This window comes from Agrobacterium sp. 22-3639C2, from assembly GCF_053522105.1.
This window is the reverse complement of record NZ_JBNWDB010000002.1, coordinates 72,423-93,105: the sequence shown is the minus strand read 5'-3', so window position 1 is coordinate 93,105 and position 20,683 is coordinate 72,423. Positions and strand designations below refer to the sequence as shown.

Annotated in this window: 19 protein-coding genes; 7 read left to right on the top strand and 12 right to left on the bottom strand. The window is 57.8% G+C overall.

Annotated features, from left to right (window positions below; genetic code table 11):
* Positions 1–79 precede the first annotated feature (79 nt).
* The 11 genes from ACQZ6D_RS08210 to ACQZ6D_RS08160 form a co-directional block, all read right to left on the bottom strand.
* Complete coding sequence (locus ACQZ6D_RS08210) at positions 80–1,327, bottom strand: glucarate dehydratase family protein (RefSeq protein ID WP_019566349.1); 1,248 nt, start codon at positions 1,325–1,327, stop codon at positions 80–82.
* On the bottom strand, positions 1,327–2,124 hold the full coding sequence (locus tag ACQZ6D_RS08205) for a sugar phosphate isomerase/epimerase family protein (RefSeq protein ID WP_019566348.1): 798 nt from the start codon (positions 2,122–2,124) through the stop codon (positions 1,327–1,329). The genes ACQZ6D_RS08210 and ACQZ6D_RS08205 overlap by 1 nt, the downstream gene beginning before the upstream one ends.
* The gene (locus ACQZ6D_RS08200; protein WP_448730292.1) at positions 2,121–3,155 is read right to left on the bottom strand and encodes a hydroxyacid dehydrogenase; all 1,035 of its coding nucleotides are present in this window, start codon (positions 3,153–3,155) and stop codon (positions 2,121–2,123) included. The genes ACQZ6D_RS08205 and ACQZ6D_RS08200 overlap by 4 nt, the downstream gene beginning before the upstream one ends.
* A complete protein-coding gene (locus ACQZ6D_RS08195) occupies positions 3,152–4,321 on the bottom strand; it encodes an SGNH/GDSL hydrolase family protein (RefSeq protein ID WP_019566346.1) in 1,170 nt (389 codons plus the stop codon). Before ACQZ6D_RS08195 ends, ACQZ6D_RS08200 begins: the two co-directional genes overlap by 4 nt.
* A gap of 15 nt (positions 4,322–4,336) precedes the next feature.
* Positions 4,337–5,086 (bottom strand): SDR family NAD(P)-dependent oxidoreductase, encoded by a 750-nt coding sequence (locus tag ACQZ6D_RS08190; protein ID WP_019566345.1) that lies wholly within the window; start codon positions 5,084–5,086, stop codon positions 4,337–4,339.
* An 18-nt stretch (positions 5,087–5,104) separates the two neighbouring features.
* The gene (locus ACQZ6D_RS08185) at positions 5,105–7,435 is read right to left on the bottom strand and encodes an alginate lyase (RefSeq protein WP_448730293.1); all 2,331 of its coding nucleotides are present in this window, start codon (positions 7,433–7,435) and stop codon (positions 5,105–5,107) included.
* 70 nt (positions 7,436–7,505) lie between these two features.
* Positions 7,506–9,035 carry an extracellular solute-binding protein gene (locus ACQZ6D_RS08180; RefSeq protein WP_019566343.1) on the bottom strand — a complete coding sequence of 510 codons (1,530 nt, stop codon included), beginning with the start codon at positions 9,033–9,035 and terminating at the stop codon, positions 7,506–7,508.
* Between the two features lie 60 nt (positions 9,036–9,095).
* A complete protein-coding gene (locus ACQZ6D_RS08175) occupies positions 9,096–9,977 on the bottom strand; it encodes a carbohydrate ABC transporter permease (RefSeq protein ID WP_019566342.1) in 882 nt (293 codons plus the stop codon).
* An 11-nt stretch (positions 9,978–9,988) separates the two neighbouring features.
* On the bottom strand, positions 9,989–10,918 hold the full coding sequence (locus ACQZ6D_RS08170) for an ABC transporter permease (protein WP_013761267.1): 930 nt from the start codon (positions 10,916–10,918) through the stop codon (positions 9,989–9,991).
* Entirely contained in the window at positions 10,915–12,030 is a 1,116-nt protein-coding gene (locus ACQZ6D_RS08165; RefSeq protein ID WP_013761266.1) for an ABC transporter ATP-binding protein, read from the bottom strand. The genes ACQZ6D_RS08170 and ACQZ6D_RS08165 overlap by 4 nt, the downstream gene beginning before the upstream one ends.
* Before the next feature lie 30 nt (positions 12,031–12,060).
* Positions 12,061–12,849, bottom strand: a complete 789-nt coding sequence (locus ACQZ6D_RS08160; protein WP_013761265.1) for a GntR family transcriptional regulator — start codon at positions 12,847–12,849, stop codon at positions 12,061–12,063.
* Positions 12,850–13,214: 365 nt separating this feature from the next.
* Between ACQZ6D_RS08160 and ACQZ6D_RS08155 the strand changes: the two genes are divergently transcribed.
* Together ACQZ6D_RS08155 and ACQZ6D_RS08150 are read left to right on the top strand one after the other, a co-directional pair.
* A complete protein-coding gene (locus ACQZ6D_RS08155; protein ID WP_019566340.1) occupies positions 13,215–14,537 on the top strand; it encodes an NAD(P)/FAD-dependent oxidoreductase in 1,323 nt (440 codons plus the stop codon).
* Positions 14,538–14,552: 15 nt separating this feature from the next.
* Positions 14,553–15,254 (top strand): SDR family NAD(P)-dependent oxidoreductase, encoded by a 702-nt coding sequence (locus ACQZ6D_RS08150; protein ID WP_019566339.1) that lies wholly within the window; start codon positions 14,553–14,555, stop codon positions 15,252–15,254.
* Here the strand turns inward: ACQZ6D_RS08150 and ACQZ6D_RS08145 are convergent.
* Positions 15,248–16,018 (bottom strand): IclR family transcriptional regulator, encoded by a 771-nt coding sequence (locus ACQZ6D_RS08145; RefSeq protein ID WP_019566338.1) that lies wholly within the window; start codon positions 16,016–16,018, stop codon positions 15,248–15,250. The two genes, ACQZ6D_RS08150 and ACQZ6D_RS08145, sit on opposite strands and share 7 nt — an antisense overlap.
* A 175-nt stretch (positions 16,019–16,193) precedes the next feature.
* Between ACQZ6D_RS08145 and ACQZ6D_RS08140 the strand changes: the two genes are divergently transcribed.
* Genes ACQZ6D_RS08140 through ACQZ6D_RS08120 form a run of 5 tightly spaced genes read left to right on the top strand, consistent with a single transcriptional unit; the run spans position 16,194 to position 20,682 of the window.
* Entirely contained in the window at positions 16,194–17,027 is an 834-nt protein-coding gene (locus tag ACQZ6D_RS08140; protein WP_013761261.1) for a transporter substrate-binding domain-containing protein, read from the top strand.
* Between the two features lie 18 nt (positions 17,028–17,045).
* Positions 17,046–17,762: an amino acid ABC transporter permease gene (locus tag ACQZ6D_RS08135; RefSeq protein WP_003517557.1), complete on the top strand. Its 717-nt coding sequence runs from the start codon at positions 17,046–17,048 to the stop codon at positions 17,760–17,762.
* 14 nt (positions 17,763–17,776) lie between these two features.
* Positions 17,777–18,577 (top strand): amino acid ABC transporter permease, encoded by an 801-nt coding sequence (locus ACQZ6D_RS08130; protein WP_236768948.1) that lies wholly within the window; start codon positions 17,777–17,779, stop codon positions 18,575–18,577.
* Positions 18,574–19,320: an amino acid ABC transporter ATP-binding protein gene (locus ACQZ6D_RS08125; protein WP_013761259.1), complete on the top strand. Its 747-nt coding sequence runs from the start codon at positions 18,574–18,576 to the stop codon at positions 19,318–19,320. Before ACQZ6D_RS08130 ends, ACQZ6D_RS08125 begins: the two co-directional genes overlap by 4 nt.
* A gap of 45 nt (positions 19,321–19,365) precedes the next feature.
* Complete coding sequence (locus ACQZ6D_RS08120; RefSeq protein WP_003517554.1) at positions 19,366–20,682, top strand: NAD(P)/FAD-dependent oxidoreductase; 1,317 nt, start codon at positions 19,366–19,368, stop codon at positions 20,680–20,682.
* The last annotated feature ends 1 nt before the right edge of the window (position 20,683 follow it).

Below are 20,683 nucleotides of genomic sequence, written 5' to 3'. Positions count from 1 at the left end.
CGAAGACTGTCACGGTCTGGGTAAGGAGGACAGGTGTGCTGCCTCGAGGTTGACGAGGGTGTAACATGGCATCTTCTCGTCACCAGCGTGGCACACGTCTTTCATAGTCTGGGTCGAAGAGCTTCATATAGGCTGTATCATCGCGTTCTTTCATCGAGGTCTGTTCGTAAAGTGCCGCAAGTTCGGTGAGTTTTTGCCGATCGAGCGTCACGCCAAGTCCCGGCCCATTGGGGACATCGAGGCGACCGCCACGGAACGTGAACGGCGTGCCCTCGATCACGTCGACACCGGTCCATGGGTAATGCGTGTCGCAATCGAAGCTCAGGTTCGGCGTTGCGGCGGCAGCATGGACCATCGCCGCCAGAGTGATCCCGAGATGCGAGTTGGAATGCATGGAGACGCCAAGACCCAGTGTCTCGCAAATTTTTCCGAGATGGGTCGAGGCGCGCAGTCCACCCCAATAATGGTGATCTGACAGCACAATCTGCACCGCATTTTTGCGGAAGGCCGCGGCGATCTGGTCGAATTCAAGGACGATCATGTTCGTGGCGAGCGGGATCGACGTAGCGGCTGCGACTTGTGCCATCTGATCCATACCGATGACCGGATCCTCGAGATATTCAAGGATATTCTCAAGCTTGTGTGCGATGTAGATGGCCGTGTCCACAGTCCAGCCGCCATTGGGGTCGATCCGCAGCGGATGCTTGGGAAAAGCTTCCCGAAGCTTCAGCATGGTCTCGATCTCGAGATCCGGATGCAGCACGCCACCCTTGAGCTTCAGCGACTGGAAACCGTATGTGTCGACCATCCTGCGGGCTTCGCCAACCACCTGATCAGGAGTAAGTACCTCTCCCCATTCATCCTCGGCTTCACCTATATGGGCTGCGAATTTGAAGAACAGGTAGGCGCTGAACGGAACGCTGGTACGAATGGCGCCACCAAGCAGATCCGAGACCGGCCGCCCGAGAAGCTTGCCCTGAATGTCGAGGCAGGGGACTTCAAAGGCTGAGGCAACCACGTCCGTCAACTTGTGATCGGCCACCGCCGATTTTGCGTTGATGCCGCCACTGCCGGGCAATGCGGTGATGACGCGAGATTTCAGCTCGTGAAGATGAAACGGGTCGAGCCCGATCAGGGCAGGGGCCGCCCGTCGCAACCCATCCAGCGCCTTGATACTTCCGTAACTTTCACCAAGGCCGACCGTACCGTCGTCACATATGACCTCGATGACGGTGCGCAACGCATGCGGCTGATGCACGCCTTTACAGTTCAGTAGCGGTCTGTCGGGAATGGCGACCGGTGTGAGGTGAATTTCGGCTATGCGCATTAAAAAGCTCCTTGTCGCCACCAGCCGCGCGCAGCCTTTAGCGCATCGTCCAGCGGGGACAGTTCGGGATGCCAGTGGCGTTCCCATTCCAGACTGAGAGGGATATGTCGTTCATCCGACTGTAAAAGCGAAAGCAGTTCCGCCATGGGAAAATCGCCATGGCCGGGCAATACGTAGCGTCGTCGGCCATCGCTGTCCGTGGTGCTGTCCTTGACGTGCAGATGGACGACATTTTGTGCGATGTGTTGCCAAAGGATTTTGAGATCGCTGCCTTTGGCCCAGGTGTGGTGAGTGTCCCACAAGAGCTTCGATGCTGGCACGCACGCGATGAAGGCGAGAAGCTGCTCGAAGTCCGCCAGCGCGTCGTGTGTTTCGATCATGAGGTCGACATTCAGACCGCGTGATAGTCGCAGCGATTGCCAGTTGTCCAACAGGCCCGCTGCCTGCGTCATCTCATCCTGTCCCAACTGTTTGCCACCGTCGAAGATGCGCAGATAGGAAATGTTTGCGGCTTCCGCCCAGTCTATAAAGGGCTCGACGGCGGAAAGATCGGTGCTGCCGAACAGGCGAATGGATGTGTTTAGGGCGGCAACCTCGAGATCACTTTCGGCCAGAAAGGCTGCAAATCTGGAAGGAGTAGCAAATTCGGCAGTGAGTGCCGGGATGAGGTCGACCGTACCGGAGAGCGTGCGCAACTCCACATGCCCGATGCCATGCCTCTGTGCCAGATCGGCCGCTTCGTGCAGGCTAAGTTCGGAGCAGCCAAGCGTTGAAAAACAGTAATCGAAAGCGCTCATGCCATACGCTCCATATCCTGTTTATGGACCGGGTGAAGCGAGGCTTGCCCCGCGACGAAACGTTCGATCTCGGTAATGGCGAGATCGGAAAGCGCCCGCAATTCATTTCCCAGCGCCCCGGCAATGTGGGGGGTGAGCACGACATTGGGCAAATCGTAGAATGGGCTATCCGTCGGCAAGGGTTCCGGCTCCGGTGTATCGATCAGGATACGCAGCCGCCCGGAAAGTGCCTCGGCCAGCAATGCGTCGTGATCGACCACCCAGCCCCGTGCCGTGTTGATGAAGATTGCATGATCCGCCAGCAGCGCCAGTTCGCGGGCACCAATCATGTGGCGGGTTTCAGGCAGGATCGGCGCGTGCAGGGAGACCACATCGCACCAGGCGAGAAGCTCGTCGAGCTCCATTTTCGTAGCACCAAGTGCGGCCGCGTCTTCCACCGAAAGAAACGGGTCGTAGGCGGCGATCTCGAATTTTCCGCGCGTCAGCATCTCCATGACAAGCCGACCAATCCGTGACGCGCCGACGATGCCGACTTTGCGGGAATGATTGCCGAGATAGGGCAGGCTCATGCCACGTCTGCTGCCAAAACCGCCGGTGCCGCGCTCTACCCGATGCTCGTCTCTCAGACGAAACACATCCTTGCCGCACATGATGATTGCCGCATAGGTAAACTCGGCAACCGGCACGGCCATGGCCGATGCCGCCGTGGTGATAAGAATATCGGATGTTTCCCAGAATTCGGCGGGGGCAACAGCGCGCACCGAGGACGCGGCATAAGCGACCATCCTGAGCTTCGGCGCACGGGCGAGGCGCTCGCGTGTCAGGGATGGCGTGCCCCAGGCGGCGAGGAGAATGTCCGCCTCGGCCAACGCTTCTGCTCCCGCTTCCGTGTCGAAATCCGTGTAGGGGAAACCCGGTATGATGTCGGTTACGGCATTCATGCGTGCCCATTCGCGCGAACCAAAAAAACCTTCGGGAAGCTCGTTCCGCATGGCGATCAACAGCCGTGGTTTCTCTTGAGATGGTCTCATTGGCGTACCGGACTTGAAACAGGTCGAACCTCGATGCGGTTGACGTCGATTTCGATCGGTTGAGAACCGGGCCGCAGGATCACATCGAGAAAAACTTCCGGAGGGGCTTCACCTGGCCTGAGTTTCAGGGGAGGAGTTCTGAGCGCCCCTGTCCATTGGGTGGCGGGGAAAGGAAAAAATGTGCCGTCTTCGGCAGGGAAAGGCGCAAGTGCTACCGCCTCCTGTCCTTCGGCTGCAGCATCTTTCAGACGCAGCGATATTCCGAGTACGTCGCAATGCGCCGGCACATCAACATCGCATATGGCCTCCACCCATAAGCCTGTGCCCGGATGGACAAGCCGCCCGCCGAGACGGTGGCTTTGTTCACCTGTTTCCGTGACTGTCAGGGCTGAAAAATCAGATGCCAGATTGCCTGCTGGATTGTTCACCGGGTCAAAACGATCGTCTGTCGCCAGGATACGGGCCGGCGCTCGCGGCACGATCGCCTCCAGATAAGTGGCAAGCAGCTTTCCTACGGCAAAAGCGCCTGTCACCGCAAAATGGGTGCCGTCGTCGGAATAGCCGGGGTGAGGCTCGCCGAATTCACTTTCGGGATCGACCCATGCCGAGTTCCAGTCGAAGACATGGCAATTGGCATTATCTGCGGCAAATTCGATGCTCTGCCGGTTGATCCAGTGCGCTTTTGCCCGCTCTGCACCGCCTGCCGGCCATTTCCCGGTGCCACGGGCGAGGATCGGGAGCAGGATGACGGTTTTGCCTGCGTCGAGCAGAGCCGAAGCGATCCGCGCCCGTGTATCGGCAATCGTCTGGCGTGTTTCCACCATCATGTCGTTGGTGCCGGCATCGACGATGACCAGATCGAAATCCGATTGCAGCAGTCGCGGTAGCCGCCGTTCGATCTCGATTGCCTTCTGGCCGGAAACTCCGAAATTGAGGCCGGAAAAGAACCGGCTGACACCCGGTCGATTGCTCGGTTCCCAGCCTGTTGGTGCTGATGGATCATGGTGGACAGGGCAGCAAAGCCTGCCATGCGACAATACCTCGGCCCAACTCATCCAGCCGCGGGCCGATGTGGCCAGCGAGGACGCGTCGCCAATATGGTTCTGTTGGACGAGCGAAGTGCCGAGAACGGCAATCCGGCTCGCCCTTGGTAACGATACGGACATGGTTTTCACCGGATATCAGGAGAACAGGACGCCGCCATTGATGTCGTAGCAGGCGCCGGTGATATAAGCGGCATCGTCGGACGCAAGAAACGCCACCAGACCGGCAACGTCTTCGCTTGAGCCTTCGCGCTTCAGCGATGTGGCGCCCGCCACCCTTTCACGCACTTCGGGTTTGGTGAAGGTGTCGTGGAAGGTGGTGGAGATCATGCCGGGGCAGACGGCGTTGACGCGAATATTCGGGCCAACTTCCTTGGCAAGTCCTCGGGTAAAGGTCATCACGGCACCCTTGGAAGTGGCATAGGCGAGCGCGCCCGGCCCACCGCCGTCACGGCCCGCCTGCGACGAGAAGGTTACGATCGCGCCGCCCTTTGCCATTTTGGGCAGTGCGGCCTTGGCTGTCAGGAACAGCGACGTCAGGTTGACGTCGAGGACCTGATGCCAGAAGGCTTCGTCCATGTCAGCGATTGTCTTGCGGGCGATAAGCCCACCCGCAACATGGACGACGCCATGGATCTCGCCAAATTTGTCTGCGGCAGCAGAAATGGCAGCCTCTACTTCGCTTGCGTTTGTCAGGTCTGCCTTGATCGCCAGAGCCGAACGGCCAAGCTTTTCGATTTCGGCAACAGCCGTGGCCGCACCTTCAGCGGCTCCATTGTAGGTGAGGACGACATTGGCGCCTTCCTGCGCAAAACGAATGGCGCATGCCCGGCCGATATCCCGGCCGGCGCCGGCTACAACAACGGTCATGTTGGTAAAACGCTGCATTTGAAGAACCTCGTATGGTTAGAATTGCTTGGGAAGGGAGAGCTTGAAACGCTGGTCGTCGACGTCGCTGAAATAGATGTCGGTCGAAAAACCCTGATCGTCTATGAAGCTGAAGATGCGCTTCGGCTCCCTTAAACTGTAAGGCACCAGAAGGGTGACCAGCCGATGCCGAGTTGCTGCCGGAACCATGGCGCAGACGTGATGGTGGATATCAAGACCCTCGAACTCCTTGGGATCAATGTCGGGAAAACCTTCGACGGCCGCGATCTGCGGTGTGCCGGCTGACGAGAAGACAAACTGGCCGTAAAAGCCCGCCTTTTGGCCATTGTAGCGAAAGCTAGACTTGCCGGTCTGCGGTGCTCCTGTGGTATGGCAAAGCCATTGCAGTTCCTGGGGCTCGGAGCACTCCACCTCATCGACAATCACGAAATAGCTGTCGTTGACGAAGTGCATTTCGCGCTGCGCTTTCATAACCAGCGGGTTCGCGACCTGATAGGCAGACGTCGCATCTCCGAGGATCCGGATATGTCCGGGATTTTCCTCAACCGATACGATACGGCCGGCGGCACGACGCGCGAGTGCCTTGTCCTTTTCCGCATATTGTCCCTTACCGCCGATCAGGACGGCGTTCTTCGACCGTGTCTGACGGCGCCAGTTCAGATGCATCTGCGAGTTGAACGCCACGTAATAGCCGGACTGGATCGCCAGATCCTCGCCGTAGGCATAGAGGACAAAGGCATTCTGGTCGCCATGGCTGTGGCTTAGCGAACCGTAGGGACTGGATTTGAAGACGAATTGCAGATGCCGTTCCGGGTCTTCCATATGTTGCTGTATGGTCGCCCAACCGATATCATCGAAAACAGCGAGTGCCGGCAAGTCTGCAGGCGAGACTGCTTCCACCTGCTGATAGTCGTGACGATAGACGAGATCGTCGAAGTTCAGGTCCCACCAGCCGTAATTGTAGAAGGCCATTTCTGTGCCCGTCGCATCGGCCTTGATGTGATCGAAATACCATTGGTAATGGCCGTTGCCTGTAACGCCGGCAAATTGCCGAACATTGTAACCCAGTTTCAGGCCGGGAAGATCGCCAAGCGTGGAGTCGTCGCCAAAATTGGCGCGACGGGTTCCCGGCGCCTTGGTATAAAGCGGGAAGCGCCCCGTGTTCTGGAAAAATGGCCGCTGATAAAGATCGTAACCGATATAGGAGCGGACCAGATTGGCGGCCTCTATGAGATAAGCCATGCCGGTCATCCAGTAATGTGGCCCTTCCGCCCAGCCACCATCAGTTCCAGCCCAGGGAGAATAGAGGGTGGCGAGGAATTCAACGGTATAATCGAGCCATTCGCCCGCCTCGTCGCTTTCGCCCTGAAGTGCGATACAGGCCGGCGTCAATACTGCCGAAAGCGAACGTACGGCATGGCTGTCATAGGGAAACACGTGGATGCGGGCATGGGCAATAACATGGTCGGCGACCTCCCGCGTTCGTTCAAGAAGAACCGAGCGTACGGTCTCGCGCTCGTCTTCGCTCAGATAATCGTATAGCCAGTCATAGCCCCAGGCCAGTGCCACGACGACGCGGAACCCCGCCTCGTCATTATAGGCCCGGGAGGTCGCGCCTTTCGGATCCCAGCCAGCGACTGCCAGCAGCCACTTGCGGGACGCATCGAGTAGTTCGTCGCGTCCGAGAACCCGACCGGCAATGGCCAGGTGCCGGATCGCATAGATCACTTCCTGGCAGTCGATATACATCTGTCGCCAGAGTCCTGCGACGCGCATATTGTTGGGATAAGGCTGAGGTTCCGGTATGATCGGGCGCTCAAGCCAGGGTTTTGCCGATTTCTCGTAGAACTCGGACCAGTTGCAATGATTGGGGTCCTTTGCCACCGCCTCCGAGAAGCAGCGCAACTGTTCCGGATTGAGCCAGAGCCGTGGATGGCTGGCATGCGCGGCTGCATGACGCGCCTTCCTGCCGGGTAGCGGCGTTTTCGGCAGCGAAGCGCCGATCTCGAAGCTGCGTACGGTACTCCAGTTGGAATCCGGCGTCGCGGACGTCTGGCCCCACAACGCATAACACCAGTGATAGCGGCCTTCCGGAAGGGCTTCGTCCGGCGTAAAGAAATTCCACGCGAGATCTTCAAAGACGAGCGTCTTTTTGTCTGCAAAACCGGGATCGGACGAAATCCGCAATACGTAGCGCGCACCGTCGTTGATGTCGGGCAGCCATGAAAAGCGCGGAGGGTTCTCCGTCGGCGGCACTTCTTCGCTTGGCTCGTAGCCAATGGTCAATGAACCCGGCCGGGGTTCATCGAGAAGTGTCTGTCGGGAGATGGCCGGGGCAGAGGGACACATTGCGCTCTAACTCCTATGAAAACAGAAGGGAAAGGATGGCGGCGACAAAGCCGCCATCACGGTCGAAGGTTTATTGCGCGGCCTTGTACTGGCGGTCATAGGCCGATTGCATCATCTTGATGACCTCGTCGTAACCGAGGGCCGTGAGGCGCGTCTTGTAGGCATCCCAGCCGGCATCGACGTCCTGGGCACCCAGTATCCAGGTCTGCTGCATCTCGGTCATGTAGGTGAGGATGCTCGGCCAGTAGCGGTCGAATGTCGCCTTTTCCTCTGCGTTCAGGGAAACGCCCATGAACTCATCCTTGAGGCAGTTGCACTTGTCGTACATATCGATGCCTTCAAGCGCGATCTTGTTTGTCCACTGGCGCTCATATTCGTAGTCCATCCAGTATCCGCGCGGGATCGCCGCACCGACCGCCCACAACTGGGCATTCACCGGGTCCTTGTTGTCGAGGATTTCCTTCTTGAATTGCGGCTTGCCATCGACCATCTCGTAGGTCAGGCCCTCGACGCCGAAATTCGACAGGATGCGCCCCTGTTGAGAAAACCAGAAATCGAAATACTTGATTGTTTCGACCGGGTGTTCGTTGGTCGCCGAAATAGCCCAGCCGACGGGCTGGACACGCAGCCGACGGGAATCCTCAAACCGTTGGCCCGAGACCGTCTTTGGCGGCAGCATCGGCTTTAGCGCGAAACCGTTGATCTTTGGCGACAGGGCGTCGTTGTAGGTCGAGGTACTGGCGAACCAGTCATGCGTCATGCCGCCGAGATTGTTGCCCAGCAGATATTCACGCGAGCGAGCACCGCGGGTGAAAATCTCCTTGTCGATCAGGCCTTCCTTGTACCATTTGGCCACGTTGGAAATCCCGGTCTTGTAGTTTTCCTCCGCCCAGGGATGACGAAGTTGTCCGTCATAAACGGCAAAGTCGCCATAACGCTCGGATCCGGACACGCGCGCATCCCACAGATTGATAAGGCGGACTGCATCGATTTCCTCACGGGCAAAGTAGGGAACTTCGTCCTTGAGACCGTTGCCGTTCGGGTCCTTGTCACGGAAGGCTTTCAGAACTTCGTAGACCTCTTCCGGTGTTTCCGGCTGCTTCAGCCCAAGCTTGTCGAGCCAATCCTGGCGGATGAACCAACCGCGCGAGAACTTGCCATCAGGGACGTAAGGGATGAAATAGAGCTTGCCGTCCGGTCCGGAGATGGCGTTGCGGATTTCCTTGTGGCTGTCGAAGAATGCCTTGAGGTTGGGGGCGTTTTCCTCGATCAGGTCATCGAGTGGAATGAATGCGCCCTCCAACCCGTAGCGAATGAAGTCTTCCTTCAGCCCGCCCGTGGCGTCGCCGCCGACGATGTCGGGAAGGTTGCCCGAGGCGATCAGAAGGTTGAATGCATCGCGGCTGCTGGTGGTCGCCAGCGACGCCACGTTGCGGACATGAATGTTGGTGATCTCGGCGGCCTTTTGCTCCACCGGCCATTTTTCCGAGTAGACGTATTTGTCACGGAAGTGGAAGTGGATCGTAAGCTCCAGCGGATCCTTGGAAATTTTCCCTGAATCCTGCGCCGATGCCGGTAAGGCCAGGGTTGCGGCTGTCATCAACGCCAGTAGGGGCGTGCCTTTTCGTAGTGCTCTCACAGGTTCTCCTCCCTTGTGCTGCTACTCTTTGACTCCGCCCAGCAGAATTCCTTTGGTGAAATACTTCTGCGCGTAGGGGTAAATGATGAGGACGGGAATGATGGAAGCGATCATGATCGCGGATGTTACCGTCTCGAACGAATAGTGGGCGGTGAGCAGACTCGATGCGAATTCGTCATTCGAGTTAAGATCGACGATCACGCGCTTCAGATAGACCTGAAGCGGGATCTTCTCCTCGCCGCGCAGCAAGACCATCGCCCAGAAGTAACCGTTCCACCGCGAAACGACGCAGAACAGCGCAACGGTGACGATTGCTGGCTTGGAAAGCGGAATGAACACCTTCCACAGCAGCTGCAACTCGCTTGCGCCGTCCATTTTGGCGGCTTCTTCGAAGGACTTTGGCACCGCTTCGAAGAAGTTGCGCAGTAGAATGACGTTGAAGGCGTTTGCCGCAAATCCGAGGATGATGCCGAAGCGGCTGTCGAGAAGTCCAAGATCGCGCATGTTCAGAAAGAAGGGGATCATGCCGGCGTTGAACCACAGCGTAAAAGCGATGGCGATGTTGAAGAAAGTGCGGCCGCGCAGGCGTTTGCGCGAAAGGGCGTAGGCTCCGGGGATCATGATCAGCAGGCTCATCAGCGTGCCGCCGAAGGTGTAGATGAACGTGTTGCCATAGGCGACCCAGAACATCTTGTCCGACAATACCCTGTCGTAAGCGGCAAGGGTCACATCAACCGGCCATAGCGTGACACGGCCAGCCGTGACGGCGGCCCCAGAAGATAGCGAGACCGACAGCACATAGATGAAGGGATAAAGCGTCGACAGAACGAACAGACCCAGAAGAATGGCATTTGCCCAGCCAAAAATCCTGTCGCCGCGGGAATATAGATTGAAGTTTGCCATCTTTCAGCTCCTCACCAAAGCGATGTCGACGAGACTTTTCGGCTGATGCGATTTGCCGAATAGACGAGGACGAAAGCGATAACCGCATTGAACAGTCCGGCGGCCGTCGCGAGATCGTATTGGGTACCCTGCAAGCCGGTGCGGTAAATGAAGGTGGAAACGACATCTGCCGTTTCATAGGTGGATGGCCGATAGAGCAGAATGATATATTCGAACCCGACCTCGACCAGATTGCCGATGCGGATGATCAGCATGATCACGATTGTCGGCAGGATGCAGGGCAGGGTGATCCGCCACATCATCTGCCAGCGCGATGCCCCGTCCACCCGGGCGGATTCATAAAGCGTCGGGCTCACGCCAGCGATGGCGGCGAGATAGACGATGGATTCGAAGCCCGCTTCCTTCCAGACCGACGAGCCGATATAAATTGGACGAAACCATTCCGGCTGGGTCAGGAAGTATATCGGCTCGAATCCAAGGCCTTTCAGCAGAAGATTGACGATGCCTATCGACGGCGACAGGAAATTGATGACGATGCCGGCCACGATCACCACCGAAATGAAATGCGGCAGGTAAACGATCGTCTGGGCCCAGCTTCGGGCAACGCTGTTTTGAACCTCGTTGAACATCAAGGCCAGGATGATCGGTACTGGAAACGCGAAGATCAGGCCGAGAGCGCTGATTTTTAGGGTGTTCCAGAAGGCGCGGATGAACATGTCATTGTGAAAGAGCTCCGCGAAGTTTTCAAAACCGACCCACGGGCTCTTTGCAATGCCGCGAAAAATCGAGAAGTCCTGAAACGCGATGACCAGCCCGTACATAGGCTTATAGAGAAAGACGGCGAACCAGATAATCATCGGAGCGAGAAGTAGGTAGAGCTGCCAGTCGCGGCGAACATCTTCCTGGAGATCGTGAAGGCGTTCCTGAAAACCCTTTTTCATGGTCGCGCCCCGCTTGGGGTTTTCAGCGACCTTCCGGTTGCCGCATCGAAGACATGGATGCGTGTGGTATCGATGCCAAGTCGGGTGACGCCGTTGAGAGTATGATCGCCGTAAAGTGTTTCCGCCTTGGCGATAAATGGCTGGCCATCAGCCCTGCCGTGGAGCAGAGCCTCCGCGCCCAAGGGCTCCACAAGGTCGATGCTGCAATTGAGGTTTTCACGACTGTCTTCGGTCTCTACCGACATGATTTCGGGTCGCAGGCCGAGTTTGACCTGCTGTCCTTCCGTCGCATTTTTCGCAAATGCTTCCGGGACGCTGAAGCGTTGTCCGGCACTACCCGTGATTTTGACCTTTACGGTGCCATCCTGCTTTTCAATCGTCCCGTCCAGAAGGTTCATGGGCGGTGAGCCGATAAAACTTGCGACGAACGTGTTGGCCGGTTCGAGGAAAACCTCCATCGGCGAACCGACCTGCTCGATATGGCCGCCATTCATGATGACGATGCGGTCCGCAAGTGTCATTGCCTCGACCTGATCGTGCGTCACGTAGATGCTGGTGGCGTTCATCCGCTTGTGCAGCAGTTTAATCTCGGCCCGCATGTGGGTGCGCAGCTTGGCGTCGAGGTTCGAGAGAGGTTCGTCGAACAGGAAGATTTTCGGCCTGCGCACGATGGCACGACCCATGGCGACGCGTTGGCGCTGGCCACCGGAAAGATCTGCCGGCTTGCGGCCCAGATATTCGGTGAGCCCGAGGATCTGTGCAGCTTCTGCCACCGCCTTGTCGATAACCGCTCGCTTTTCTCCCCTGACTCGCAGGCCAAAAGCGATGTTATCGGCCACGCTCAGGTGCGGATAAAGCGCGTAGTTCTGAAACACCATCGCGACATCGCGGTCTTTGGGCGCGATCTTGTTGACCACTCGGCCGTCCATTGAAACGGTGCCGTCCGAAATGTCTTCCAGCCCGGCGAGCATGCGCAGCGTGGTGGACTTTCCGCATCCCGAAGGACCTACGAGGACAACGAATTCCTGCGGCTGTATGGAAAGATTGATACCGTGGACGACTTCAAGGGCACCATAGCGCTTGACGACGTCGTTGATTTGAACTGCGGACATGAAAGGCCCCTCCTCAAAAGCCTTGAATGTTCAGTCAGGCGTCTTCTGCCCCCGTGAAGCGCGCTTCCTCGTGACGCGCGTGTTGACCTGCTCGATGAAGGTCCAGATCTTCGGGTTCTTGGAGAGTTCTGCGATTTTTGTTTCGAGTGATCCGAGGTGGCGCTGTACGGCCTCTCTTGCCGCTTCGATATCGCCGGATTCGATTGAGTTCACGATTGCTTCGTGCTCTTCGATAACCTTCTCGGTGCGACGGACTGCAAAAACGCGCTTCAGGTGTCGCATTCGGTCCATTTCGCCTTTCGCCTGATTTACCACGCTCCAGGCTCCAGGAAGGCGAGCTGCCGAAAAGATCGTGCGGTGGAATTCCTCGTCGAGCAGGAAAAAGTTGGTGAATTCCTCATCCGCGGCAGCAGTGCGCTGCTGCGACAGACAGGTTTTCAGCCGTGCGATGTCTTCCAGCGAATGCCGCTTGGTGGCCTCGATCACAGCGCCTTCTTCCAGCTTGAACCGGATGAAACAGGCCTCCATGTACCGCTGAACGTCGATCGGCGAGATGTAGGTGCCACCTTGCGGCACGACAGTCACGAAACCTTCTTCGGAAAGGCGAATGATCGCCTCGCGGACGGGCGTTTTGCTGACATGCAGCAGTGTCGCGATCTCCTTTTCCGACAGCGCCCGCCCTGGGAGCAGCTTCACCTCGACAATCAGTTTGCGAAGTAAGGCATGGATCCTGTTGGTCATGTTTCCGTCAGCCGGCAGGTCTTGGGGGGTGACGAGTTCGGACAGCGGTAACGATGGGAATTCAAGGGTAACAGACATATCAAATGCCTAACTGATATATTAGAATTGAAAGTGACATATCTTTTGATTTTCCGCGAGTCAAGCCCTGGGCAGTCTCGTATTGGCGGTTGAATAATCGGGTCCGACCTCAATGCGTCCGGCAGTGGCCGGTGTTGTCTGGCTATCTGCCGATCCATGCTTGCCGCTCGTCGCACGGCAAGAAAATCACTATATGAAAAAAGAACGCTATGACGGTCGTAATATGAGATCGCGATTGACGATTTGCTGTAAAATCTGGCACGCATAGAAAATCAGCAGTGCTCATCTGTAATCCATGTCGAGACATCTTTTCCCGGAACTGCGCTGTTCCCGGATTACCTTCGTGTGCCTTGAGGAGAACGAATTTGGGAAAATTTTCACCTTTTGACCAAACCTTGTGGTTTGCAACCGCAGCGCCCGCACCGAAAACCGCGAGGCTCGAAGGCCGTGTCGATGTGGACGTCTGTGTCGTGGGCGCGGGATATACCGGATTGACGACGGCGCTGGAGCTTGCGCGCAGGGGCGTCAAGGTTGCTTTGGTCGAAGCGCAAGAGGCAGGTTTTGGCGGTTCGGGCCGCAATGCCGGCCACTGCACCCCGACCTTCAGCTATTACAGCCTGCCGTCGCTCGGAAAAATTCTGGGCGAGCCCTGGGCGGAGCGCCTTATTCACCGCCAGACGCGGGCCAATGATCGCGTCGTCGAGATGATCTCGACCTACGGAATCGACTGCGAATGGGTCCAGAATGGTTATGTTATGGGCGCATTGCGTCCCGGCGCCATGTCCACGCTGCAGATGAAGTCTGATGCATATGCCGGCGCTGGCGCGCGCTGCCGGGTCATTGGCAGGGACGAGGTCGAAGCGTTGACAGGAAGCCCTCGTTTTTATGGCGCCTGGTATCACGAGGAGGGCGGTCATTTGAACCCGCTTTCATACGCACGTGGCCTTGCGCGCGCCGTTATCGCAGAGGGCGGGCAGGTGTTTACCGCGTCCCCGGTCGAGGATGTCCAGCCAGAGGCCGGGAAATGGTCCGTGCGAACGCCCCGGGGCACTGTGCTGGCTGAAAAGGTGATCTTCGCGACCGGCGCCTACACCGTCGGTGGCTGGAAAAACCTCGATAAAAGCTTCCGCATCAAGAAAGTATTTCTCGCGGCCACCCAGCCGCTCGATCCGGAAACGCGCGCAAAAGTCCTGCCCCACAATACGACCATGCATGATGGGCGCGGCGATATCTATGTCTACAAATACAACCGTGAAGGTCGCATTGTTGCCTCCATGTTCCCCATGGGCCAGCGTGGCGCCGACCCTGACTATACCCGGCAGGTTCTCACAGACCGGCTGAAATTCCTTCATCCGCAGATCAGCGAGGAAATCCGTTGGGAATATTTCTGGTTCGGCGAACTGGACATGCAGATGCGCACTGTCCCGAGGCTCTATGATCTGGCGCCCGGCATCGTTGCCTGTACGGGACTTTCTGGCCGCGGGGTGCCAACCGGCTCCATGCTTGGCGGCGTCTTGTCAGAATGGGCGCTGGGCGTGCCGGACAAGGATCTCTCCCTGAAAATCGAACCGCTGCACAAGGCGCCGTTGCTGATGTCCTTCGCGCCCGGTCTGCGCCTTCGTTATTTTCGCATGCAGGAAAACCGTGCAACCCGCAAGGAAGGCGCCACCCTTCTGCCCCATGCCTGAGAAAGGAAAACCTATATGACCGACAGGAAAACCGTCCTCATTTCCGGAGGCAATCGCGGTATCGGTGCTGCCACTGGCAGGGCCTTTATGGAGGCCGGCTGGAAGGTCTCGCTTGGAATGCGCACGCCGCTACTGCCGGAATGGGCAGATCCAGCGTTAGTCCACGTGCAGGCCTATGACGCGCTCGCCCCGCAATCGCCTGTCGACTGGGCGGCTGCCGTTCTGGCACGGTTCGGCCGCATCGATGCTGTTGTTGCCAACGCCGGCGTCATGGTGCGCAAGACCGTGGTGGAAGCGACTGACGAGGAGTTCGCCTCATTGATGGACGTCAACGTCAATGGCCCGCGGCGCCTTGTGCAGGCCTGCTGGGACCCGCTAATCGCGTCCGGAGCAGGTCGCGTGGCGATTGTCGCCTCGCTATCGGGGAAAAGGGTCAAATCGGCCGTGTCTGGCGCCTACTCGGTCTCGAAATTCGCAGCCCTTGGCCTGTCGCATGCAATCCGTCATGCCGGTTTCGACAAGGGTGTGAGGGCGACCGCCATATGTCCGGGTTTCGTTGCGACTGATATGGGGCTGCCTCTGGCAGGCGCGACGCCGTCGGACACCCTGACCCAACCTGAAGATATTGCCAGCTCCATCCTGCATGTCGTCAGTTTGCCGAACCGCGCGAGTGTTTCGGAATTCTGGGTCAACTGCCTGCTCGATGACAGCTATTGATCGACGATCGCCGAGATTTCGTCCTTCAGCAGCATCGCATATTGCTCCAATGTGCCGGGCTCCAGCTTGGCACTTAAAAGTGTGAAGCCCAGGGAAGCGTTTGGCGTTGTACCATCCGAAAAAATCGGCACGGAAACGCCGGCAATCCCGGGGATAAGCTCGCCGACGTCGATTGCATAACCGCGTTCGCGTGTTTCAGCGATCAGTCGGCGCACTTTGTCGGCGGTGAGATCGCGGTAGGCGGCATAGCGCTCGATATTGGCGCGGATGATGAATTCCTGTTCGTCCTCTTCGAGGAAGGCGAGCATGGCAATTGAGCCTGGACCGACGCCAAGCGGGACCGAACCACCGATCGAGCCGGTCAGTGTCGGCACCACGCATTCTCCGTCGCGTCTGTCGAGGCAAACGGAATCGTGGTTCAGCCGGGCCATCAGGTGGATGGTATCGCCGGTTCGGCGCCGAATGCGGGTCAGCGCCATTTCGCAGCGGCTGATGATGCCAGGTCCACGTGCGGCGCGCGCACCGTAAATCGCCATACGCGCGCCCAGCCGGTAACAGCGCTTCCTGTCGTCACGGGCGAGGAGCTTGTGGCCGACCAGCGTGTTGAGGATGCGGTGGCAGGTAGCCGTGTTGAGTCCGGATCTGTTCGTCAGTTCCTTGAGCGTGACGCCCTGTACGCCGCCGTCTGCAACAAGATCGAGAAGAGCTACCGCTCGATCCAGAAGCTGCGCGCCACCAGAGGAGGATTGGGTGGATTTGGCCATATCGTCTCACATTATGAAAATAAAATCTCAATAACTTGTATAATGAGAAAACTGCGTATTCAATGACCAAAATTGAGCAGATTAAATAAGTGAATATTTTGTAGGCAGCTTGATTTTGAAGACGACCTGCGGGTTTCGAGAACGCCAGACCCGCTTGAACAAACAGGGGAACAAAATGAAGAAAAAAGCAGCAAACATTCTCGCAACTACCGCCCTGGCGGCCTTGGGCATGCTGGCGGCCAGTGCCGCGCTCGCCGGTACGCTTGATGACGTCAAGGCCCGCGACAAGCTGATCGTCGGCGTCAAGAACGATTATCCACCTTATGGGTATCTCAACGACAAGGGTGAGATCATCGGCTTCGAAGTCGAACTGGCGAAATACGTCGCCAAGGAACTTCTGGGGTCTTCAGACAAGATCGAATTTGTGCCGGTCGTTGCCGCCAATCGTATCGAGTTCCTGACCGCTGGTCGTATCGATGCGATTTTCGCGACGCTTGGCGTCACGCCGGAGCGCGACAAGGTCATCGATTTCACCACCGCTTACGTATCGTCGCCAGGCCCGGCGGTCATGATGGCTAAAGAAGCGACCACCAGCAAATGGGAGGAACTGAAGGGTAAGCCGGTCTGCGGCATTCAGGGATCCTATTATAACAAGAAGATGACCGAGGAATTCGGAATCCAGCTCGTTGCCTTCAAGACCCAACCGGAGGCCATGCGCGCTTTGCGCGACAATCGTTGCGTAGGTTTTGTCTTCGACCAGATGACCCTTGACCTTAAGGTTCAGGAAGCGGACTGGAAGGGCTACAAGGTCGCCGTCCCCACCTATGAGTATCTGCCGATGGCAGGTGGTATCCGCGAAGGCGACAAGGCGTTCCAGGAGGCTGTGGACAAGGCCATCACCAAGGCGGAAGCCGAAGGCAAGATGATCGCCTGGGAAACCGAGTTCAATATTCCCCACGCCGATTACATTGCCGAGCGCGCCAAGGCTGCCAAAGCAAAACTGAACTGATAGGGTCTGGAGCAGCTATTGTTCGGTCTTGATTATTCCTGGCTTACGGATCCAGCCTATCAGCAATGGCTGCTCACCGGGGTCCTCAACACACTCAAGCTTGCGGCACTGTCATCCAGTGCCGCGATCATCATCGGCCTTCTCGGTGCGCTTGCGCTGACTTTGCGGATTTTCTGGCTGGATGCCATCATCGAGCTGTTCGTGGAGGTGTTCCGCAACACGCCGCCACTGCTGCAGATGCTTTTTGCCTATTTCACGCTGTCGACACTGGGGTTGAAAGTCACCGATCCCTCCACCGGTTTGCAGATGCCGCTACTGAGTGCATTCGCCTGCGCCTCGATTTCGCTCAGCCTGTTTGGCGGAGCGCTGGCGATCGAGGCTTTCAGGTCCGGTATCGAAACCATGCCGCGGTCGATCATAGAAGCGGCCCGGTCGCTCGGATACAGCCGGTGGTCGCGTTTCTGGAAAGTTGAGGCGCCGATTGCTGTGCGCATCAGCCTGCCAGCGATTACCAACATTCTCACCAACCTGTTCAAAACAACCTCTCAGGCTTCGGTCATTACGGTGCCGGAACTGATGTATTACGCGGGCCAGATCTACAACGACACGTTTCGCACACTCGAGGTCATGATCCTCGTGCTCGTCATCTATGTGGGGCTCGTATCCATCCTGACATTTGCAATGTCCAGGCTCGAAGCCTGGATGGCTTTCCCCGGTTATGGAAAGGGACACTGACCATGGTCTCCACCATGACTTACGAAAACAAAAAACGCGCCGTCCTGCTTTTCATCGCGCTTGCGGTGGCAATCTGGATTGCGATCGATGCACTCGCCGGCGGCGCGCAACACTGGAACCGCGTCGCCGTGCGCCTGCCACTGCTCCTGACAGGCTCCGGCTCCGGCTGGCCGATAAGCGGCGGCTTCATCCTCAACATCCTGCTGTCGATTGCCTCCATGGCGGTGGCGACTACCCTTGGCACAGTGATGGGTCTTGCGACGCTCGCAAAATCGCCCTTCATTCGCCTGCCGGCATTTTTCGTCATGAATTTCCTGCGAAACTCGCCTTGGCTCGTGCTGCTTTTCGCGATGCTTTACATTCTGCCTTTCGAGATGAAGATCTTCGGCTTCGTCGTTCCCTTCCCGCCTTTCGTAAAGGCGGTCATCGGGCTGGCGTTACCGACGGCGGCGAACTTCTCCGAAGTCATTCGCGGGGCGGTGCAGTCGATCCATAGCGGTCAATGGGAGGCGTCCCGTTCGCTCGGTTACACCCAGCTGCAGATTTATCGTTACGTCATCCTTCCCCAGGCCTTGCGCCGGATGATACCTGGCTGGATGAACCTCTATGCCCTGCTGATGATTGCAACCGCGCTTGCCACGGTCACGGGTATTCAGGACGTCTTGACCATCCTCAACACCTCACTGGCGATGGAGAGCGAACGGGCGCTCGTCTATTTTTATCTGACCATCCTCTTCCTGTTTTTTGCCTATTGCTACCCGATCGCGATCTTCGCGCGGCGCCTGGAGCATGCGGTTAAAGGAGACAATCTATGAACCGCTCCAACGCCCTGATCGAGATCGATGGCATCCGGAAATCTTTCGGCACGTTCGAGGTCCTGAAAGGAATTTCCCTCAGCGTCGGCAAGGGGGAGGCTGTCTGCATCATCGGACCGTCCGGTTCCGGAAAGTCGACCATTTTGCGCTGCATCAACGGCCTGATTCCGGTCAATGAGGGTTTTATCCGGGTGGGAAATCACAAGGTGCACGAGATGCGCACCGAGAAGGCAATGCGGCCATTGCGCCACCAGGTGGCGATGGTGTTCCAGCAGTACAATCTCTTTCCGCATCGCACCGCCCTGGAAAACATCATGATGGCGCCGATCCAAGTGCTCGGCCATGACAAGGCAGAGGTCGCGGATCGCGCTCGGAAGCTTCTCGCCAAGGTGCGCCTGTCGGAAAAGGCCGACAGCTATCCTGGCCAGCTTTCCGGCGGCCAGCAGCAACGCGTGGCTATTGCCCGCGCGCTTGCCATGCAGCCGGAAGTCATTCTTTTCGATGAGGTGACTGCCGCCCTGGACCCGGAAACGGTCAAGGAGGTTCTCGTTACGATCCGCGAGCTTGTTGAGGAAGGGCTGACCTGTGTCCTCGTCACCCATGAAATGAAATTCGCGCGTGAGGTTTCACACCGCGTCTGCTTCACCGACCGGGGGTTGATTGTTGAAAGTGCCCCACCCGTCGAGCTGTTCGACCATCCAAAAGATCCGCGCACACGCGAGTTTCTTGGCCAGGTTCTGTGATTGCCCAAAACTCCTGAAAGGCGGGCCTTTGCGGCCCGGTATGCAATGCGTAAGTTTGACGATATCTACGCCGCCGATTTCAAGGAAGCTCCCTATTGGTGGGAGGAGGCCGAGCCGGAGACGAATCTCGATCCCGTTCCCGAGTATGCCGACGTCGTGGTTGTCGGCTCCGGCTATGCCGGTCTTGCTGCCGCAACCCACCTTGCGCGTGCCGGACGCTCCGTTGTCGTGCTGGACAGTGACCGGCTCGGTTCCGGTTGCTCGACGAGGTCCGGCGGAATGGTGTCCAGCGGCCAGAAGCTCGTCGTTGGAGGCGCGATCAAGGGAATTGACCCGGAGTTGATCAACCGGCTTATCGGCGAAAGTAACGAAAGCTTCGAATATCTGAAAATGTTAATCGACACGGAGAAGCTCGATGCCGGGCTGAAGCTGACTGGTCGCTTCTTTGGCGCCCACACCGCCACAGACTACGTGACGCTGAAGCGCCACGGCGCTCTGCTTGCCGAAAAGACTGGCGTGAAGGTCAGCTTCCTTGATCGAGATCAGCAGCGCGCGGCCATCGGTTCGGATTATTATCACGGGGGTATGCTGATAGATGACTATGGCGGCCTGCATCCGGGACTTTACCACAAGGCGCTGCGCGGGCGGGCCAAGGCTGCCGGTGTCATGCTGCGTTCCCACGCCCGTGCTGGCGTCGTTGAGGACGGGCCAAACCGCGATAAGATTGTACCAACGGCGCGTGGGACGATCCGCACGAAGGATGTGATCGTCGCGACCAATGGCTATACGGCGGATGATGCGACGCCGGAATTGGCGCGCCGGCTCGTGCCCGTAAAGAGCTATCAAATCGCTACCGAGCCGTTGCCGGCCGATCTGATGGCTGAGCTTATCCCGCAGGGCCGCATGATTTCGGACACCCGCCGGGATCTCATCTTCAGCCGACCATCGACGGACGGGACGCGGCTGCTGTTCGGTTCGCGCCCGGGTGTGTTCGAAATGTCGGAAAGGCGCGCCGCAAAGCACATCTATGCCAGGATGCTGGCTGTTTGGCCCCAGCTCGCTGGCGTCAAGATCACCCATTCCTGGGTCGGAAGTGTCGCCATGACGGTTGACAAGCTCGCTCATATCGGTGAGCGCGATGGGGCGAATTTTGCGGTGGGATGCAATGGCAACGGTGTCGCGCTGATGACCTATCTCGGTTATCAGACGGCGCGAAAGATCCTGGGCGAGCAAAACGCCAAATCGGCGTTCGACCGGCAAAAATTCACCGCCGTTCCTTTTTATTCCGGCAAGCCATGGTTTCTGCCTGCCTTTACCGGATGGTATCGTCTGCGCGATTTCCTCGACCGGCCGGGGCGTTGAG

What these genes read in the sequence shown, in the direction of transcription:
- ACQZ6D_RS08210 (WP_019566349.1), bottom strand. Translation starts at nt 1,327, where the DNA reads ATGCGCATAGCCGAAATTCACCTCACACCGGTCGCCATTCCCGACAGA.
- ACQZ6D_RS08205 (WP_019566348.1), bottom strand. Translation starts at nt 2,124, where the DNA reads ATGAGCGCTTTCGATTACTGTTTTTCAACGCTTGGCTGCTCCGAACTT.
- ACQZ6D_RS08200 (WP_448730292.1), bottom strand. Translation starts at nt 3,155, where the DNA reads ATGAGACCATCTCAAGAGAAACCACGGCTGTTGATCGCCATGCGGAAC.
- ACQZ6D_RS08195 (WP_019566346.1), bottom strand. Translation starts at nt 4,321, where the DNA reads ATGTCCGTATCGTTACCAAGGGCGAGCCGGATTGCCGTTCTCGGCACT.
- ACQZ6D_RS08190 (WP_019566345.1), bottom strand. Translation starts at nt 5,086, where the DNA reads ATGCAGCGTTTTACCAACATGACCGTTGTTGTAGCCGGCGCCGGCCGG.
- ACQZ6D_RS08185 (WP_448730293.1), bottom strand. Translation starts at nt 7,435, where the DNA reads ATGTGTCCCTCTGCCCCGGCCATCTCCCGACAGACACTTCTCGATGAA.
- ACQZ6D_RS08180 (WP_019566343.1), bottom strand. Translation starts at nt 9,035, where the DNA reads ATGACAGCCGCAACCCTGGCCTTACCGGCATCGGCGCAGGATTCAGGG.
- ACQZ6D_RS08175 (WP_019566342.1), bottom strand. Translation starts at nt 9,977, where the DNA reads ATGGCAAACTTCAATCTATATTCCCGCGGCGACAGGATTTTTGGCTGG.
- ACQZ6D_RS08170 (WP_013761267.1), bottom strand. Translation starts at nt 10,918, where the DNA reads ATGAAAAAGGGTTTTCAGGAACGCCTTCACGATCTCCAGGAAGATGTT.
- ACQZ6D_RS08165 (WP_013761266.1), bottom strand. Translation starts at nt 12,030, where the DNA reads ATGTCCGCAGTTCAAATCAACGACGTCGTCAAGCGCTATGGTGCCCTT.
- ACQZ6D_RS08160 (WP_013761265.1), bottom strand. Translation starts at nt 12,849, where the DNA reads ATGTCTGTTACCCTTGAATTCCCATCGTTACCGCTGTCCGAACTCGTC.
- ACQZ6D_RS08150 (WP_019566339.1), top strand. Translation starts at nt 14,553, where the DNA reads ATGACCGACAGGAAAACCGTCCTCATTTCCGGAGGCAATCGCGGTATC.
- ACQZ6D_RS08145 (WP_019566338.1), bottom strand. Translation starts at nt 16,018, where the DNA reads ATGGCCAAATCCACCCAATCCTCCTCTGGTGGCGCGCAGCTTCTGGAT.
- ACQZ6D_RS08140 (WP_013761261.1), top strand. Translation starts at nt 16,194, where the DNA reads ATGAAGAAAAAAGCAGCAAACATTCTCGCAACTACCGCCCTGGCGGCC.
- ACQZ6D_RS08130 (WP_236768948.1), top strand. Translation starts at nt 17,777, where the DNA reads ATGACTTACGAAAACAAAAAACGCGCCGTCCTGCTTTTCATCGCGCTT.
- ACQZ6D_RS08125 (WP_013761259.1), top strand. Translation starts at nt 18,574, where the DNA reads ATGAACCGCTCCAACGCCCTGATCGAGATCGATGGCATCCGGAAATCT.
- ACQZ6D_RS08120 (WP_003517554.1), top strand. Translation starts at nt 19,366, where the DNA reads ATGCGTAAGTTTGACGATATCTACGCCGCCGATTTCAAGGAAGCTCCC.